This is a genomic window from Pseudomonas sp. MF08875 (assembly GCF_059862525.1).
Genome location: NZ_JCBCUW010000022.1, coordinates 26977 through 43266, shown reverse-complemented (window position 1 = coordinate 43266; position 16290 = coordinate 26977). Strand labels below are relative to the sequence as shown.

Annotated in this window: 12 protein-coding genes and 1 pseudogene; 5 read left to right on the top strand and 8 right to left on the bottom strand. The window is 64.4% G+C overall.

Annotated elements, in window-relative coordinates:
• Positions 1 to 2: 2 nt before the first annotated feature.
• From exaA to AC19YT_RS14685, 3 genes are all read left to right on the top strand, one after another.
• Complete coding sequence (gene exaA, locus AC19YT_RS14695) at positions 3 to 1895, top strand: quinoprotein ethanol dehydrogenase (protein WP_500610504.1); 1893 nt, start codon at positions 3 to 5, stop codon at positions 1893 to 1895.
• 122 nt (positions 1896 to 2017) lie between these two features.
• Positions 2018 to 2674 carry a pentapeptide repeat-containing protein gene (locus tag AC19YT_RS14690; RefSeq protein WP_095108415.1) on the top strand — a complete coding sequence of 219 codons (657 nt, stop codon included), beginning with the start codon at positions 2018 to 2020 and terminating at the stop codon, positions 2672 to 2674.
• Positions 2675 to 2794: 120 nt separating this feature from the next.
• A complete protein-coding gene (locus AC19YT_RS14685; protein ID WP_500610503.1) occupies positions 2795 to 5005 on the top strand; it encodes a pre-toxin TG domain-containing protein in 2211 nt (736 codons plus the stop codon).
• A 106-nt stretch (positions 5006 to 5111) separates the two neighbouring features.
• Here AC19YT_RS14685 and AC19YT_RS14680 read toward each other — a convergent pair whose 3' ends face one another.
• Together AC19YT_RS14680 and AC19YT_RS14675 are read right to left on the bottom strand one after the other, a co-directional pair.
• A complete protein-coding gene (locus AC19YT_RS14680) occupies positions 5112 to 5753 on the bottom strand; it encodes a response regulator (protein ID WP_095108417.1) in 642 nt (213 codons plus the stop codon).
• A pseudogene (locus tag AC19YT_RS14675) lies at positions 5750 to 6406 on the bottom strand (sensor histidine kinase); the annotation flags it as partial. The gene AC19YT_RS14680 and the pseudogene AC19YT_RS14675, both read right to left, overlap by 4 nt.
• A gap of 589 nt (positions 6407 to 6995) precedes the next feature.
• Between AC19YT_RS14675 and AC19YT_RS14670 the strand changes: the two are divergent.
• The gene (locus AC19YT_RS14670; protein ID WP_095108419.1) at positions 6996 to 7553 is read left to right on the top strand and encodes a PQQ-dependent catabolism-associated CXXCW motif protein; all 558 of its coding nucleotides are present in this window, start codon (positions 6996 to 6998) and stop codon (positions 7551 to 7553) included.
• 57 nt (positions 7554 to 7610) lie between these two features.
• A complete protein-coding gene (locus tag AC19YT_RS14665) occupies positions 7611 to 8276 on the top strand; it encodes a response regulator transcription factor (RefSeq protein WP_095108420.1) in 666 nt (221 codons plus the stop codon).
• A gap of 92 nt (positions 8277 to 8368) precedes the next feature.
• On the opposite strand, the gene nahK is transcribed toward AC19YT_RS14665, so the two are convergent.
• The 6 genes from nahK to AC19YT_RS14635 form a co-directional block, all read right to left on the bottom strand.
• Entirely contained in the window at positions 8369 to 11008 is a 2640-nt protein-coding gene (gene nahK, locus AC19YT_RS14660) for a hybrid sensor histidine kinase/response regulator NahK/ErcS' (protein WP_500610502.1), read from the bottom strand.
• Positions 10938 to 12101 (bottom strand): nitric oxide-sensing protein NosP, encoded by a 1164-nt coding sequence (gene nosP / locus AC19YT_RS14655; protein ID WP_095108422.1) that lies wholly within the window; start codon positions 12099 to 12101, stop codon positions 10938 to 10940. Before nosP ends, nahK begins: the two co-directional genes overlap by 71 nt.
• Before the next feature lie 274 nt (positions 12102 to 12375).
• The gene (locus AC19YT_RS14650; RefSeq protein WP_095108423.1) at positions 12376 to 13149 is read right to left on the bottom strand and encodes an enoyl-CoA hydratase; all 774 of its coding nucleotides are present in this window, start codon (positions 13147 to 13149) and stop codon (positions 12376 to 12378) included.
• Positions 13150 to 13163: 14 nt separating this feature from the next.
• The gene (locus AC19YT_RS14645) at positions 13164 to 14291 is read right to left on the bottom strand and encodes an acyl-CoA dehydrogenase (protein ID WP_095108424.1); all 1128 of its coding nucleotides are present in this window, start codon (positions 14289 to 14291) and stop codon (positions 13164 to 13166) included.
• 10 nt (positions 14292 to 14301) lie between these two features.
• Positions 14302 to 15495, bottom strand: a complete 1194-nt coding sequence (locus AC19YT_RS14640; RefSeq protein WP_095108425.1) for an acetyl-CoA C-acyltransferase — start codon at positions 15493 to 15495, stop codon at positions 14302 to 14304.
• Between the two features lie 12 nt (positions 15496 to 15507).
• Positions 15508 to 16275, bottom strand: a complete 768-nt coding sequence (locus AC19YT_RS14635; RefSeq protein ID WP_095108426.1) for an SDR family NAD(P)-dependent oxidoreductase — start codon at positions 16273 to 16275, stop codon at positions 15508 to 15510.
• Positions 16276 to 16290 lie beyond the last annotated feature (15 nt).

The following is a 16290-nucleotide window of genomic DNA, read 5'->3' as shown; positions in this document are numbered from 1 at the left end:
CCATGACAATAAGATCGTTACCCGCCCTCTCCCCGCTGACCCTCGCCGTGCAGGCCTTCCTGCTAGTGAGCAGTCTGTCGCTGTCGGCCGGTGCCACTGCCGCCACTACCGCTGCCCCTGCCACCAAGAACGTCACCTGGGAAGACATCGCCAACGACCACCTGACCACCAAGGATGTGCTGCAGTACGGCATGGGCACCAACGCCCAGCGCTGGAGCCCCCTGGCCCAGGTCAACGACAAGAACGTGTTCAAGCTGACCCCCGCCTGGTCGTACTCCTTCGGTGATGAAAAGCAGCGCGGCCAGGAGTCCCAGGCCATCGTCAACGACGGCGTGGTGTACGTCACCGGTTCCTACTCGCGGGTATTTGCCCTTGACGCCAAAACCGGCAAACGCCTGTGGACCTACAACCATCGCCTGCCGGACAACATTCGCCCCTGCTGTGACGTGGTCAACCGGGGCGCGGCGATCTTTGGCGACAAAATCTACTTCGGCACCCTGGATGCGCGCCTGATCGCCCTGGACAAAAACACCGGCAAAGTGGTGTGGAACAAGAAATTCGGCGACCACGCCGCCGGCTACACCATGACCGGCGCCCCGGTGCTGATTAAAGACAAGACCAGCGGCAAGGAGCTGCTGATCCACGGCAGCTCCGGCGATGAATTCGGCGTGGTCGGCCAGCTCTACGCCCGCGACCCGGACACCGGCGAAGAAGTGTGGATGCGGCCCTTCGTCGAAGGCCACATGGGCCGCCTCAACGGCAAGGACAGCACCCCCACCGGCGACGTGAAGGCGCCATCCTGGCCGAACGACCCGACCACCGAAACCGGCAAGGTCGAAGCCTGGAGCCACGGTGGCGGTGCCCCTTGGCAGAGCGCCAGCTTCGACCCCGAAACCAACACCATCATCGTTGGCGCGGGCAACCCAGGGCCGTGGAACACCTGGGCGCGCACCGCCAAGGACGGCAACCCCCACGACTACGACAGCCTCTACACCTCCGGCCAGGTCGGCGTCGACCCAAGCACCGGCGAAGTGAAGTGGTTCTACCAGCACACCCCCAACGATGCCTGGGACTTCTCCGGCAACAACGAACTGGTGCTGTTCGACTACAAGGACAAGGACGGCAAGGTCGTCAAGGCCACCGGCCACGCCGACCGCAACGGCTTCTTCTATGTGGTGGACCGCAACAACGGCAAATTGCAGAACGCCTTCCCGTTCGTGGACAACATCACCTGGGCCAGCCACATCGACCTGAAAACCGGCCGCCCCGTAGAGAACGAAGGCCAGCGCCCGGCCAAACCATTGCCTGGTGAAACCAAGGGCAAACCGGTCGAGGTCTCGCCACCGTTCCTGGGCGGCAAGAACTGGAACCCTATGGCCTACAGCCAGGACACCGGCCTGTTCTACATCCCGGGCAACCAGTGGAAAGAGGAATACTGGACCGAAGAGGTCAACTACAAAAAAGGCTCGGCCTACCTGGGCATGGGGTTCCGCATCAAACGCATGTACGACGACCACGTCGGCACCCTGCGCGCCATGAACCCCACCACCGGCAAGGTGGTCTGGGAGCATAAAGAGCAACTGCCACTGTGGGCTGGCGTACTGGCCACCAAGGGCAACCTGGTGTTCACCGGCACCGGCGACGGCTTCTTCAAGGCCTTCGACGCGAAAACCGGCAAGGAACTGTGGAAGTTCCAGACCGGCAGCGGCATCGTCTCCCCGCCGATCACCTGGGAACAGGATGGCGAGCAGTACATCGGTGTCACCGTTGGCTACGGCGGCGCGGTACCGCTGTGGGGCGGCGACATGGCCGAGCTGACCAAACCGGTGGCACAGGGTGGCTCGTTCTGGGTCTTCAAGATCCCGAGCTGGGACAGCAAGGTCGCCCAGAAGTAAGCCGATACCCACGGCCGCCACGAGGTGGCCGTGGGTCTGTTTCACTTATGGGAGCGGGCTTGCCCGCCCCCATACAGGCACAGCCCAACGGCCCCAAGCCTTCACCCCAGGAGTCCTGCGTCATGAACTACCTGCCTCTGATCCTCGCCCTCACCGCCCCCCTGGCCCTCGCCGCCACGGACGATGACGGTGGCGACAGCGCACTGACCATCAACGGTTGCGTGATCGCCGAATCCAGCCAATGCCCTGGCGCCGACCTGCGCAACGCCAAACTGAGCAACCAGGACCTGCGCAAAATGAACCTCAGCGGCGCCGACCTGCGCGGTGCCGACCTGCGCCACGCGCGCCTGGACCTGGCCAACCTGGAAAAAGCCCAATTGCAAGGCGCCAACCTGACCCGCGCCAGCCTGCAACAGACCAACCTGCGCCTGGCCGACTTCAGCGGCGCCAAGCTGCTGGCCGTGCAGGGCTGGGGCATGTTTGCCCAGGGCGCCCAATTCAAGGACGCCAACCTCACCGGCGCCTACCTGGAATTCGCCCGCCTCTCCGGGGCGAAAATGCACAACGCCAACCTGCAAGCCGCCGACCTGGAAATGACCTGGCTGAGCAAAGCCGACCTCAAAGGCGCCAACCTCAGCGACGCCAACCTGCAAGAAGCCAAGTTCGGCGAAAGCAACCTGGAACACGCCACCCTCACCGGCACCCGCCAGCACTACGCCAACTTCCAGGACAGCAACATGCAAGGCTGTACCGATTGCCCGGCCACCTGGGACAAATAATAGGCATCAGCGCCCAAGTAAGCCTGTTTGTGTAGCACGCCGATTTCGCTAGGCGCATTGTGCGATGCGAAGCAGTGCCATTAATATGGCATCACTCTTCGAATAGCCAATGGAAATGCTATGAGCATCATGCAGTTACGGTCGTCGCGGTTGCTTCGGGCCAGCGCGGCGATCACCCTGTGCAGTTTTCTCGTCGGCTGTTTGCCCGGCAACCTCAAATCCAACGACACCACACCCGGTTCCGCCAGCGACCTGAGCAATGCCTCCGGTTCGCTGTTGGCTTCGCTGTCTTCTGTCACCGGCATGGCCAACGACACCGCCGCCAGCCTGGGCCTGAGCAGCAACGGGCGCACAGGCATGGACTTTCGCAGCTGGAGCGAGCAGGACCAGCAGCGCGCCCTGGCCGCCAAGAAACTGATCGAGCACCAACCCCTGGACGACTTGCCAGTGTACGACCCGACCAAACCCGGCGAAGTGCAGCGCTACGGCGACCAGGTCAAGGCCCTGTTGGCCAAGTACGGGCAAAAGACCGAACTGAGCGCCGACGAACTGCGCGAAGTCAGCCGTACCGTGGTGCCGATGGTGCGCTACATCGCTAAAAGCCGCGCCTACCGCGAAGGCAAGCAAGCCGCGCTGAAAATGACCCGCAACAAGAACGGCATGGACAGCATCGTCATCCCGCCCGGTATGACTGTCGGCGCGGCGATCCTCACCTACTGCAACGACCACGGTTTGGCCGCCCCGTGGCGTGGCTCGAAAATGAGCCTGCGCCCGGCCGCCAACTACATGCCGCCGGCGCTGCTACCCCTGTCCCAGGACCTGCACAAGTACGCCGCGGTCAACCCGCAGGCCCACTACGCCATGCAAGGGCTGGTCTGGTGGCTGCGCGACACCCCGTGCGAGCCGGACCGCTTGAGCGACACCCAGAGAAAACTCATCGAAGCCGCCCACCCCGGTGGCCTGGCCGAGCTGTCGTCGTTCTGCGTGGGCGACAAGTTCAAGAAGCAGGCCCTGGAGCACGCCAAGAACTACCTGCCTGGCAACGCCGCCTCGATGCTGAGCAAGGCCAACAGCGTGATGGCCCAGGCCAACGGCCTGCAGCAGAAAGCCGAAGCCTTCCTTGAAGCCGACCTGAGCGACCCACGCAGCGCTCTGGAGCTGGCCCAGACCGCCGGGCTGAAGCTGGGTGGCGGCAAATCCGACCTGCTCAACAACCCGTACTTCAAGTCCGCGGTGCCGCTGCTCAAGGACTCCAACATCAGCCGTGCGCTGATTCCGGCCAGCATCGACGACAAAGCGGTGGACGCCTCCCTGGCGGCGATGAACGCCCTGGGCGAGCGCATGGCTGCCGAGGCGGGCGACAACAGCCAGAGCCTGGCCGACTACAGCCTGACCGAGAACGGTTTGGCGGTGAAAAACAATCACGACGGCGGCGCCAGCAACTCCCAGGTGGTGATCCACAACCCCACCGGCCAGCCCTTGGAGTTCGTCGGCCGCGACTACGTGCTCAGCACCGTGGACGATGGCAAATCCAGCAAAGGCTACCGGCCGAGCCAGCGCCTGAGTATCGGCCCATTGGTGCCGACCACGATTTATCCAGACCCGGACGCCAGCAAATACAGCGAGAAACTCGAAGACGCCACCAAAAAAGCCCTCGAGCCCCTGAGCACGCTGCCCGATACCGCATGGGGCCTGGCCAGCGAGGCCAAGGGCGAAAAACTGCCCTGTGAACCCAAGGGCGGTTTCGACTGGAAAGTCATTGGCCTGAGCGCTCTCAAGGACGTGGTGGAAACCATCCCGGTGATCTCCAACATCGTCAACGGCTACAGCGCCCTCACCGGCCGCGACTGGATGACCGGCAAGGAACTCGACGGCAAGGAGCGCATGCTGGCGATCCTCAGCGCGGCCCTGCCGGCCTCCGGGGCGATCGTCAACATCGTCGGCAAGCGCGGGCGCTCGATCTTCAACTTTGCGAAAAAGGGTTGGGAGTACGGCGACCGCGCGCAAAGCACCGCGAGCACGGTCAACACCTCGGGCGAATTGATCGCCGCCGCCTACGACGACAACAAGTGCAAGGTGTTCAGCAGCGCCATGAAACTGGCCGCCACCCACGTCTGCAAAGGCGCGCAGCGGGCCAGTTGCATGAAGTCCACCGCCGCCCTGTCGGTGGCGGCCAACACCGCCGACCAGACCGAAATCGGCAAGGTCAAGTACGAGGAAAACATCCTCTCCGCACCGGGCAAGGTCGGTGATGCGGTCAAAGGCATGGGCGACGCCCTGGGCAATGGCTTCAACAGCCTGACCAAGGGCATGGGCGGGTTGCTCAACTAACCCGCCCGTTCCACCCCCCATTGCTGTGGGAGCTTGCTCGCGATGGCGGTCTCAAGGCCGCCATCACCGGCAAGCCAGGCGCCCCCAGGCGTTTGTGCGCTAGCGGCTAACAGGCCACGCGCATGATCCCGGTATCGATGGCCAGGTGCACCAGCTCGGCGTGGGAGCTGACCGACAATTTGCTCTTGAGCAAGGTCAGGTGGTTGGACACCGTCTTGGCGCTAATACACAACTGCTCGGCAATCGAGCGGGTGGGCGTGCCCTTGGCCAACATCACAAAAATCTCGAATTCGCGCTGGGTCATGCTTTGCAGGCGTGGGTCCTGGGCGTTGTGGGCTTGCGGGTTACAGGCCAACTGTGTGGCCAAGGGCTGCTCGATGTACGCGTGCCCGGCGAGGATGCGCCGCACCGCCTCGATCAGCACTTCGGGGTCGGCGTTTTTCGTCAGGTAGCCCGAGGCACCGGCATCCAGGGCCTGGCGCACCAGCGGCAACTCATCGTGCAGGCTGAAAAACAGCACCCGCAATTGCGGCAAGCGCTGGCGCAGGCGCCGGGTGGTTTCCAGGCCGCTGATCCCCGGCAGGCCGAAATCCATAATCACCAGGTGCGGGATCTCCTCCTGCACCCGCGCCAGCGCCTCTTCGCCGTTGGCTGCTTCGCGCACCTGCATCGTCGGCAGCACCGCCCGCAGCAGGCTGGCGTAGCCTTGGCGCACCACCGCGTGGTCATCCACCAGCAAAATATTCATCGGCCCTCCCCCGCAATACTCAAAATCAGCGCCCAACCGCCGCCCGCGGGGCTGACAATGCGCAACCCGCCGCCGAGGCTGTGTGCCCGTTGCGCCAACGAACGCAGCCCTACGCCTGGGGATTGTGGCCGTGCCGCGCCCCGGCCGTTATCGCGGATCAACAAGCGCAACCCAGTGCCTCGGGTTTGCAGGCGTACACGCACGCCGGTGGCGCAAGCATGGCGTGCCACGTTGGTCAGGGCTTCCTGGATGAACCGGTAGAGGTGGGTTTGGCTGGCCACGGGCAACACCGGCAGCCGTGGGCTGACCTGTAGGCGGCAGTCGATGCCGTGGGTGCCTTGCCACTGGCCAACCAGCGACGCCAACGCCTGGGGCAAGGGCTGCGGCACCTCGGGATACAAGTCGCGCACCAAGGCGCGAAAGCCTTGCTGCAACTGCTGGCAATTGTGCTCCAGGGCCAGGGCCGTTTGCGTCACGGTTTCGGGCTGCCCTGCCACCACCCGCAGCAGGCACACCTGGGCGCGGATGCCCGCCAGGTATTGGCCCAGGTCGTCGTGCAGGGCCTGGCCCAGGCGCGTACGTTCTTGCTCACGGGCGGCCAGCAGGCTGTGGCGCAACTGGCGGTTTTCGGCGCGCAGTTGCTCAAGGGCCGCATCGCGGCAAACTCGGCGCCGCCACGCCGTGGCCCAGAGGTGCAGCGGCCATCCGGCAAACACGGCTCAATGCCCCGCCAGCGTAGGCAACGGCAAGCTCACCGGGGTGTGCAGCTTGTCCACACCCACCAGGCTCAGGATCAACAGCAAGGGCAACAACAAGGCTTTGAGAATACGCATGGCTGGGTTTCTCTTTTTTATAGGTAGGCCGAGCGTCCATCCTAAGACCGCTGCCCACCGCGCGGTTTACTACCTTGGTACTGGCTGATCGGTACTTTGTGCTGGGTTTACCGACCCCATTGGCCCAAGGGGGGCGGTTTGTGTGGGAACGGGCTCGCCCCATCGCGGGCAAGGCCCACACCCACCGTTGAACGGTGGCGTGGGTGGGGTTTTCATTTTCCTCTGTGGGAGCGAGCCTGCTCGCGATGGCGGTGACCAATGGCAGGGGGTAAGACCGTTGCTCCCATAGGGGGAATGGCTTTTAGCCCTTGAAACTACGACTTTAGTAGCGGTTTTGCTGTCTATCGTCGCATTCACAAAGCAGCGCCCCTGGCATGTAATGGGCTTATAACAAGAAGGATTGCCCCCTATGCCCCTTGCACCGCGCCACCTGCCGCTGCCCTTTGCTGCTGCCTTGTGCCTGAGCCTCTGGCTGGGCGCGGCGCAGGCCCAGGAGCCACTGTTCTCCGCCGAAGGCTACCGCATCAGCCTGTACCGCAGCCCGACACCGGCCCAGGTGGAGGGCGGCAGGATCGTCGATACCGCGCAATTGCAGCAGCTACTGGCCCAATCGCCCGCGCCGGTACTGGTGGACGTTTACCGCCGCCAGTGGCTGCACGGGCGTTTCATCGAAGACCAGCCCCACGCCAACCTGCCCGGCAGCTTGTGGCTGGCCAACACTGGCGATGGCGACCTGACGCCACCCTGGCAAACCTATTTCGCCCGCCACCTAAGCGCTGCCAGCGCCGGCCAAGCTGTGCGCCCACTGGTGTTCTACTGCCGTTCCGATTGCTGGTTGAGCTGGAACGCGGTAAAACGCGCCACGGCGCTAGGCTATACCCAGGTGTACTGGTATCGCGATGGCCTGGACGCCTGGGAAGCGGCGCACCTGCCCCTGGCGCCGGCACAGCCCGAACCCTTTCCCTAACCGCGACACCCTGCGTGCCACCGCCCACCCAACCCATAAAAACCGAGGTGAAAGGCCATGTACAAGATTCTGATTGCCGACGATCACCCCCTGTTTCGCGAAGCGATCTGCAACGTCATCAGCGACGGTTTTGCCGGTAGCCAAGTGCTGGAAACCGCCGACCTGGACAGCGCCATGGCCCTGACTCAGGAACACGACGACCTGGACCTGATCCTGCTGGACCTGAACATGCCCGGCATGCACGGCCTCAATGGCTTGATAAACCTGCGCAACGAGGCGCCCACCATCCCGGTGGTGATCGTCTCCGCCGAGCAGGACAAGCAGATCGTGCTGCAAGCCATCACCTATGGCGCGGTGGGCTTTATCACCAAATCCTCGCCCCGGGCACAAATGACCGAGGCCATCCAGCAGATCCTCAACGGCAACGTGTACTTGCCTTCGGACATCATCCGCACGCAAAAAACCGGCACCCGCCGAACGATGAACGACACTCCCAACTTCCCGCCCGAACTGCTCCAGGCCCTGACCCGCAAGCAATTGCTGGTGCTCGAACGCATGACCAAGGGCGAATCCAACAAGCAGATCGCCTACACCCTGGAAATCGCCGAAACCACGGTCAAGGCCCACGTTTCCGCGATCCTGCGCAAGCTCAACGTGCACAACCGGGTGCAGGCGATCCTCAGTGCCGGGGATATTGATTTCGCGGCGTACCTGCGCCGCTGACTGGCGGGCCCACTGTGGGAGCGGGCCGGGCGGCGCTCCGCTCGCCCGCCATTGCCTCTAGAGGCTGCAAGCCCGCTTACAGCGCGCGCTGCCTAACCCTGCACTTGCCCAAGCAAATGGCTGATGGCCGTCTTCAGTTTCATCGGCCGCACCGGTTTGTGCATCAGGGTGTGGCCCAGTTCGCGCATTTGCAGTTTCAGTTCATTGCTGTAGTTGGCGGTAATCATCAGCGCCGGCAAGGCACTGGCGCGGCGGGCGTTGATCTGGGCCACGGCGTCCACGCCATTCTTGCCCTGGTCCAGGTGATAGTCGGCGATCAGCAGGTCAGCCTCGCTGTGGTAGTTGTCCACCTGGCGCGCCAGGTCTTCTTCCGACAGTGCGGTGACCACTTGGCAGCCCCAACTCTCGAGCAAGGTGCGCATGCCGGCGCAGATCGCCGCGTCGTTATCGAGTACCCAGATCCGCGCCCCGCGCAAGCGTTCCACCAGCAGTTCACTCAGGGCCAGGCGCGGCGCCGGTTTCGGCGCCGTGGCCGACAGCGGCACCTCCACGGCGAACACCGAACCCTTGCCCGGCCATGAGCGCACGCTGATGCGATGGCCAAGAATGCCGGCGATTTTTTCCACGATGGCCAGGCCCAAACCCAGGCCACGGTCCTGGTTGGGCCGCTGCACGTCGCCGCGTTTGAACTCCTGGAAAATCTCTTGCAGCTTGTGGGCCTCGATGCCCATGCCGCTGTCCCAGACCTCGATGGACAAGCGCTGGCGATGGCGTCGGCAACCCAGCATCACACGGCCGCTGGGGGTGTAGCGGATGGCATTGCTGAGCAGGTTGCGCAGGATCCGCGCCAGCAGCTGCGCGTCACTGCGCACCAGCGCCGAGCAGGCGACAAAGTGCAGTTGCAGGCCTTCGCTGCGGGCCACGTGGGCGTACTCGGCGGCCAGGTTTTCCAATAATTCGCTGAGGGCGAATGGCGCGATATCGGCCTTTATCACCCCGGCATCGAGCTTGGAAATGTCCACCAGGGTGCCCAGCAGGTTTTCCACGTCTTCCAGGGAGTTGCTGACGTTGCGCACCAGCACCGCGTTGGCCAGCGGCTCGCGGCGCTCCAGCAGGGCGCTGGTGAACAGCCGCGCGGCGTTGAGCGGTTGCAGCAGGTCATGGCTGACCGCCGCGAGGAACTTGGTCTTGGACAGGTTGGCCTGTTCGGCCTCCAGCTTGGCTTCGCGCAAGCGCGATTCGACGCGGCTGCGTTCGTCGATCTCGCGCAGCAACTGGTCGTTGAGGCTGGTCAGCTCGGCCGTGCGCTCGCGCACCCGCAGTTCCAGGTTCTGGTAGGCCTGGTGCAGGGCTTCGGCGGTGCGCCGCCGTTCGGTGATGTCGCGGATCAGCACGAAAATCCCCACCACCTCGCCGCTGGCCAGGCGATTGGGCACATAGGAGCGCAGCATGTAGCGCTCCTGGCCATTGATATTGGTTTCGGGGAACTCGAACGTCACGCTCTCGCCGTCCAGCGCCCGCGCCACGTAGGCCTCCAGGCGCCGGTAGTGTTCTTCGCTGTGCACCTGGCGCAGGCTTTGGCCGAGCATCACGCCCCGGGGCCAGCAGTACCATTCTTCGTAGACCTTGTTGGTGAACTCATACACCAGGTCAGCGTTGAGGTAGGCGATCAGCGCGGGCACGTGGTCGGTAATCAGGCGGATCCAGCGTTCGCTTTCGCTCAGGGCTTCGGCGTGCTGGTAGCGCTCGGTGATGTCGGTGAAGGTGTTGACGAACCCACCCGTGGGCAACGGATGGGTGCGGATCTCCAGCACCCGGCCATCGTACAGGCGTTGCTCGCACTCACGCACCACACGGCCATTGAGGTCGCGGCTGGCCGGGGTGAGCAGGCTCAGTTCGCTGTCGCCGATGACCTCGGCGAACGGCCGGTGGGCCGCCACCGGCGCCAGGCCACTGAGTTCCAGGAAGCGCCGGTTCCACAGCTCCAGGATGCCCTCGGCGTTGACCATGGCCACGCCCTGGGACAGGTTGTCCACGGCCCGTTGCAGCAGGTGCGATTTTTGCGCCACTGCTTGTTCGCGGCGCACGGTTTCGCTGAGCTTGACCTCGGTGATGTCGGTGAACAGGATCACCCGCCCGCCCTCTTGGGTCGGCCGCTCGCTGACCTGCAACCAGCGCCCGTCCTGTAAGCGGTACAGCAGGTGTTCGTCGGCGTGGCCGCGCGGCTCTTCGCTGAACAGCCCGGTGCCGGTCATTAGGCGTTTGACTTCGCTCAGGCGCATACCGGCGATGATGCGCACCCGGCTGTTGGCCCAGAACGCCTTGAAGCGGCTGTTGAACAACACGATGCGCTGTTCTTCGTCGAACAGCACGAAGGCGTCGGAAATACTCTCGATGGCGTCGATCAGGTGCCGGTGCGCGGTTTCGGCGCGCAGCCGCGCTTCGCTAAGCAAGTGGTTGCCGGCCTTGAGTTCGGCCATTGCCTGGTTCAACGCATCGGTGCGTTCGCGCACCTGTTCGGCCAGCACCACCGAGTGCTGGAACGCCGAGTAAGGGTCGTTGCCACGGGTGCCGCCGGATTCGATGCGCTCGATCAGCGCGCCATTGATGCGTTGCAGCTTGCGGTTCTGCTCGCGCAGGGCATCGACCTGCCCTTGCAGGTCAACGGCCGTGGCGGGTGCGGTTGCGGGCAATGGCGACGCCGGTGAAGGTCTGGTTGATGTGCATGCCATTGAACTGTTCTCCGTAGGTGTTGAAACCCAGCACCCGTTGTTCGCGCAAAAAAGCGCCGATCTGCTCCAGGCTGCCGTCGTCTTCCAGTTCCAGGCGCCGCAGGAAGCAGTCGCAGCCGATGGTCAGCAGCAACTCCCCCAGGCGCGCCTGCAAACCATCGAACAAGGTATGCAGGTTGGGCAGCAGCGGCCCGGGGGTCATGGCCGTAAGGACGATGCCGTTCTCCACCGCGCAGTAGAAACTCAGGCTCAAGTCCTCGTGCACCTGTTGGATAGCGCGCACGTAGTACTGCTCATTGATGCGCACGGCCAAGGGGTGGGCGGCGAACACCCGGTGGTCCAACTGGGCCACCGGCACGCCGATATGCCGCGCGTATTCTTGGGCGGCGGGCTCGGCGTTGAGCTCGTAAACCCGGCGCTGCGGGCTGTCGGCGTGGGTCACCACCAGTTTTTCCGCCCGCGGCAGGATGTGATGGGTGGTGAACACCTCGAAATCCAGCCAGGTATTGACCAGCACCACCACCGCCGCGCCGCTGTGGAATTCACCGTTGAAGTAGACGTGGGTATGGGTCAGGTAATTGTCGTCCCCGGCCGAACCGCCAAAGTGCGGGATATCGCCCAGGGCGGCACTCAAGGCGGCGAGGACCATTTCCTCGCGGCTGGACAAACCGTCGAGCAAGGTCAGGGCAAAACTGTTGCCCTTGATCGGCGCCAGGCTGTTGCTGCGGCAATCGCCGGCCAGGCGCTCGACCATCTGCTGGGCGTCGATCAGGCTGAAGTGCTCCATCTGGTCGATCAGTTCGAGGGCGATGGAAAAATGCCGATGGTCAAACCCCACCGCCGTGATGCAGCCGCGCCCGTAGCCGTTGGGGGTGATCTCGCCGGCGCTGGTGCAACCCGCCAGGCGAATACCGCCAAAACTCTGTGCCAGGGCACGGCCCAGGGCCTGCAAGTCGTACTCGGCGGAGCAGAAAAACAACACGAAGCCCAGATGCGGGTGCAACAACTGCCGCGCCAGATCCTGGGCCGCTTGCTCCGCATCGGTCGCTTGGGACATGGCACTGACGACACCTTCGGCCTGGCCTTGCTGCATGTTCGCCTCCCGCGGGTGCGCTGTCTTGAGCGCTGAGTGTACGAAGCCCCGGGGCGGCACCCTATGCTACTTGGGTACTGGGTGAGGGGTTCGATGGGAGGACATGGGCTGGCGGTCAGTACCGCCCTTTGCAGCGGACGTGCGAGAGGCTTGAGCCAATGACACCGCGACGTGCGAGGAGCCTGCTAAGACGCAGGGGCCAGCGCAGTGGCCTTCGGCCTTGTGTTCGACTAGCAAGCGGGCGACCCCGCTTGCTATCGACGAGAGGAAGGGTTTAACGGTCAGTGAACTGTGGCGCTCGCTTGGCGATGAAGGCGGCCATGCCTTCTTTCTGGTCCTGGGTGGCGAAGGCGGCATGGAACACACGACGCTCGAAGCGCACGCCCTCGGCCAGGTTCACTTCGAAGGCGCGGTTGACGCTTTCCTTGACCATCATCGACACCGGCAGCGACTTGGCGGCGATCACCGCGGCGACTTTCAGGGCTTCTTCCACCAATTCATCGGCGGGCACGATGCGCGCCACGATGCCAGCACGCTCGGCTTCCACCGCATCGATCAAGCGCCCGGTCAGGCACATTTCCATGGCCTTGGCCTTGCCCACGGCGCGGGTCAGGCGTTGGGTGCCACCCATGCCTGGCAGCACGCCGAGGTTGACTTCCGGTTGGCCGAACTTGGCGTTGTCGCCGGCCAGGATGAAGTCGCACATCAGCGCCAGTTCACAACCGCCGCCCAAAGCGAAGCCGGCCACCGCCGCGATGATCGGCTTGCGGCGGTTGGCGATGCGGTCGCTGTCGCTGAATAGGTCGTCGAGGTAGATCTGCGGGTAGGTCAGCTCGGCCATTTCCTTGATGTCAGCACCGGCGGCGAAGGCTTTCTTCGAGCCGGTGATGACGATGCAGCCGATGCGCGGGTCGGCTTCCAGGCTGTCGAGGGCCTGGTTTACTTCGCTGACGATTTGCGCGTTCAGCGCATTGAGCGCCTGCGGGCGGTTGAGGGTGATAAGGCCGACGCGGTCGTGAATGTCCAACACAATGGTTTCGTAGCTCACAGATAAACTCCTGTTCAAAGATTGCGCGAAATGACCATGCGCTGAATGTCGCTGGTGCCTTCGTAGATCTGGCACACCCGCACATCGCGGTAGATGCGCTCCAGCGGGAAGTCGTTCAAATAGCCATAACCGCCCAGGGTTTGCAACGCTTGCGAGCAAACCTTCTCGGCCATTTCCGAGGCGAACAGCTTGGCCATCGAGGCCTCCACCAGGGCTGGTTTGCCGCTGTCGCGCAGGGCGGCGGCGTAATGCACCATCTGCCGTGCCACGGCGATCTGGGTGGCCATGTCCGCCAGGCGAAAAGCCACGGCTTGATGCTCGATGATCGCCTTGCCGAAGCTCTGCCGCTCGCGGGCGTAGTCCCGGGCAGCCTCGAATGCGGCGCGGGCCATGCCCACCGATTGCGAGGCGATGCCCACCCGCCCGCCTTCGAGGTTGGCCAGGGCGATGCGGTAGCCTTCGCCCTCCTCGCCCAAGCGGTTGGCCACCGGTACTTGGACGTCCTCGAAAAGGATCTGGCAGGTGTCGGAGGCGTGCTGGCCGAGCTTGTCTTCCACCCGCGCCACGCTGTAGCCCGGGGCGTCGGTGGGCACGATAAAGGCACTGATGCCGCGCTTGCCGGCGCTGGGGTCGGTGACGGCGAAGACGATCACCACCCCGGCGTTCTTGCCCGAGGTGATGAATTGCTTGCAGCCGTTGAGCACGTAGTGGTCGCCCTCACGGCGCGCGCGGGTTGTCAGGCCGCTGGCGTCAGAGCCGGCCTGGGGTTCGGTAAGCGCAAAGGCACCGAGCATCGCGCCGCTGGCCAGGGGCTTGAGGAAGCGTTCTTTCTGCTCGTCGCTGCCGTAGTTGAGGATCGGTACGCAACCCACCGAGTTGTGCACGCTCATGATGGTCGAGCAGGCACCGTCGCCGGCGGCGATTTCTTCCAAGGCCATGGCGTAGGCCAGGTAACCGGTGTCGCAACCGCCCCACTGCTCCGGCACCAGCATGCCGAAAAAACCCAGCTCGGCCATTTCGCCCACGGCCTCATGGGGGAAGCGGTGTTCCCGGTCCCACTCGGCAGCGAAGGGCTTGAGCCGCTCCTGGGCGAATTGCCGGGCGGCGTCGCTGATTTGTCGTTGTTCGTCATTGGGCAGCATGGGGGTTTCCTCAGTACAACACTTCAACGGCCATGGCCGTGGCTTCACCGCCGCCGATGCAGATGGCCGCGACACCGCGTTTCAGGCCTTTCTGGCGCAGGGCCCAGAGCAGGGTCACCAGGATCCGCGCCCCAGAGGCACCGATCGGATGGCCCAGGGCACAGGCGCCGCCGTGGACGTTGATTTTTTCGTGGGGGATGTGCAGTTGGCTCATGGTCACCAGGCTGACCACCGCAAACGCTTCGTTGACCTCGAACAGTTCGACCTCGTCCAGGGCCCAACCGGTCTTGCTCATCAGCTTGCGGATCGCGCCCACCGGGGCCACCGGGAACAGGCTCGGCGTATCGGCAAACGCCGCGTGGCCGTGGATCACTGCCAGCGGCGTGAGGCCGCGCTTTTGCGCTTCACTGCGGCGCATCATCAGCAACGCCGCCGCGCCATCGGAGATGGAACTGGAGTTGGCCGCGGTAACGGTGCCGCCCTCGCGAAACGCCGGTTTGAGCCCGGCGATCTTGTCCAGCTTGGCCTTGGGCGGCTGTTCGTCGTCGCGGATGGTTTTTTGTTCTTTGCCCACGGTCACGTGCAGCGGCACGATTTCGGTGTGGAACAAACCGTCGGCGATGGCTTGCTGGGCGCGGGTGGTGGACGCGATGGCGAAGGCGTCCTGGGTTTCACGGCTGAAACCGTGTTCCTCGGCGCAGTCTTCGGCGAAGGTGCCCATCAGGCGGCCCTTGTCGTAGGCGTCTTCGAGGCCGTCGAGGAACATGTGATCGAGCACCCGGCCGTGGCCCATGCGGTAGCCGCTGCGGGCGCGGTCCAGCAGGTACGGCGCGTTGGACATGCTTTCCATGCCGCCGGCCACCACCGCGTCGGCGCTGCCGGCCAGGAGCATGTCGTGGGCCAGGATGGCCGCTTCCATGCCCGAGCCGCACATTTTGTTCAGGGTGGTGCAGCGAGTGCCCTTGTCCAGGCCGGCGCCGAGGGCGGCCTGGCGTGCCGGAGCCTGGCCCAGGCCCGCGGGCAGCACACAGCCGAACAACACTTCATCGACGCCATCGGCACCAACACCCGCCCGTTCCACGGCGGCGCGGATAGCTGCCGCGCCCAGTTGCGGCGCGGTCAGGCTTTTCAAATCGCCCTGGAAGCCGCCCATGGGCGTGCGTACAGCGCTGACAATCACAATCGGGTCGTGGGCAATAGTCATGGCAAATCCTCCTTATTTCGCGGCCATACGCAAGGCACCGTCGAGACGGATCACCTCGCCGTTGAGCATGCTGTTTTCAATGATATGCCGGGCCAGAGCGGCGTACTCGGCCGGTTTGCCCAGGCGCGGCGGGAACGGCACGCCAGCGGCCAGGGAGGCGCGCACTTCTTCGGTCATGCCGGCCATCATCGGCGTCTCGAAAATACCGGGGGCGATGGTCATTACGCGGATGCCAAAACGTGCCAGTTCGCGGGCCGCCGGCAGCGTCAGGCTGGCGATGGCGCCCTTGGACGCCGCGTAGGCAGCCTGGCCGATCTGGCCGTCGAATGCCGCCACCGACGCGGTGTTGATAATCACCCCGCGCTCGCCGTCGGCGTTGGCCTCGCCCTGGGCGATGACCTCGGCGGCCAGGCGCATCAGGTTGAAGCTGCCGATCAGGTTGACGTTGATGACCTGGCTGAAACTGGCCAGGGCATGGGGGCCGTTCTTGCCCAGGATCTTCTCGCCGCGTACCACACCGGCGCAGTTGACCAAGCCGTGCAAACCGCCAAACGCCGCCACTGTGGCCTCGACCGCTGCCTGCGCCGCCGCTTCCTGGCTGATGTCTGCCACCACGCTCTGCGCCTGCGGGCCGAGGGCCTCGGCCTGGGCGGCGACCGCCTCGGCGTTCAAATCCACCAGCATCACTTTGGCGCCGGCCTTGACCAGCATCTGTGCGGTGGCCGCGCCCAGGCCCGAGGCGCCGCCGCTGACCATAAATACCTTGTTTTCAATCTGCATCGTCGTGTCCTTGGG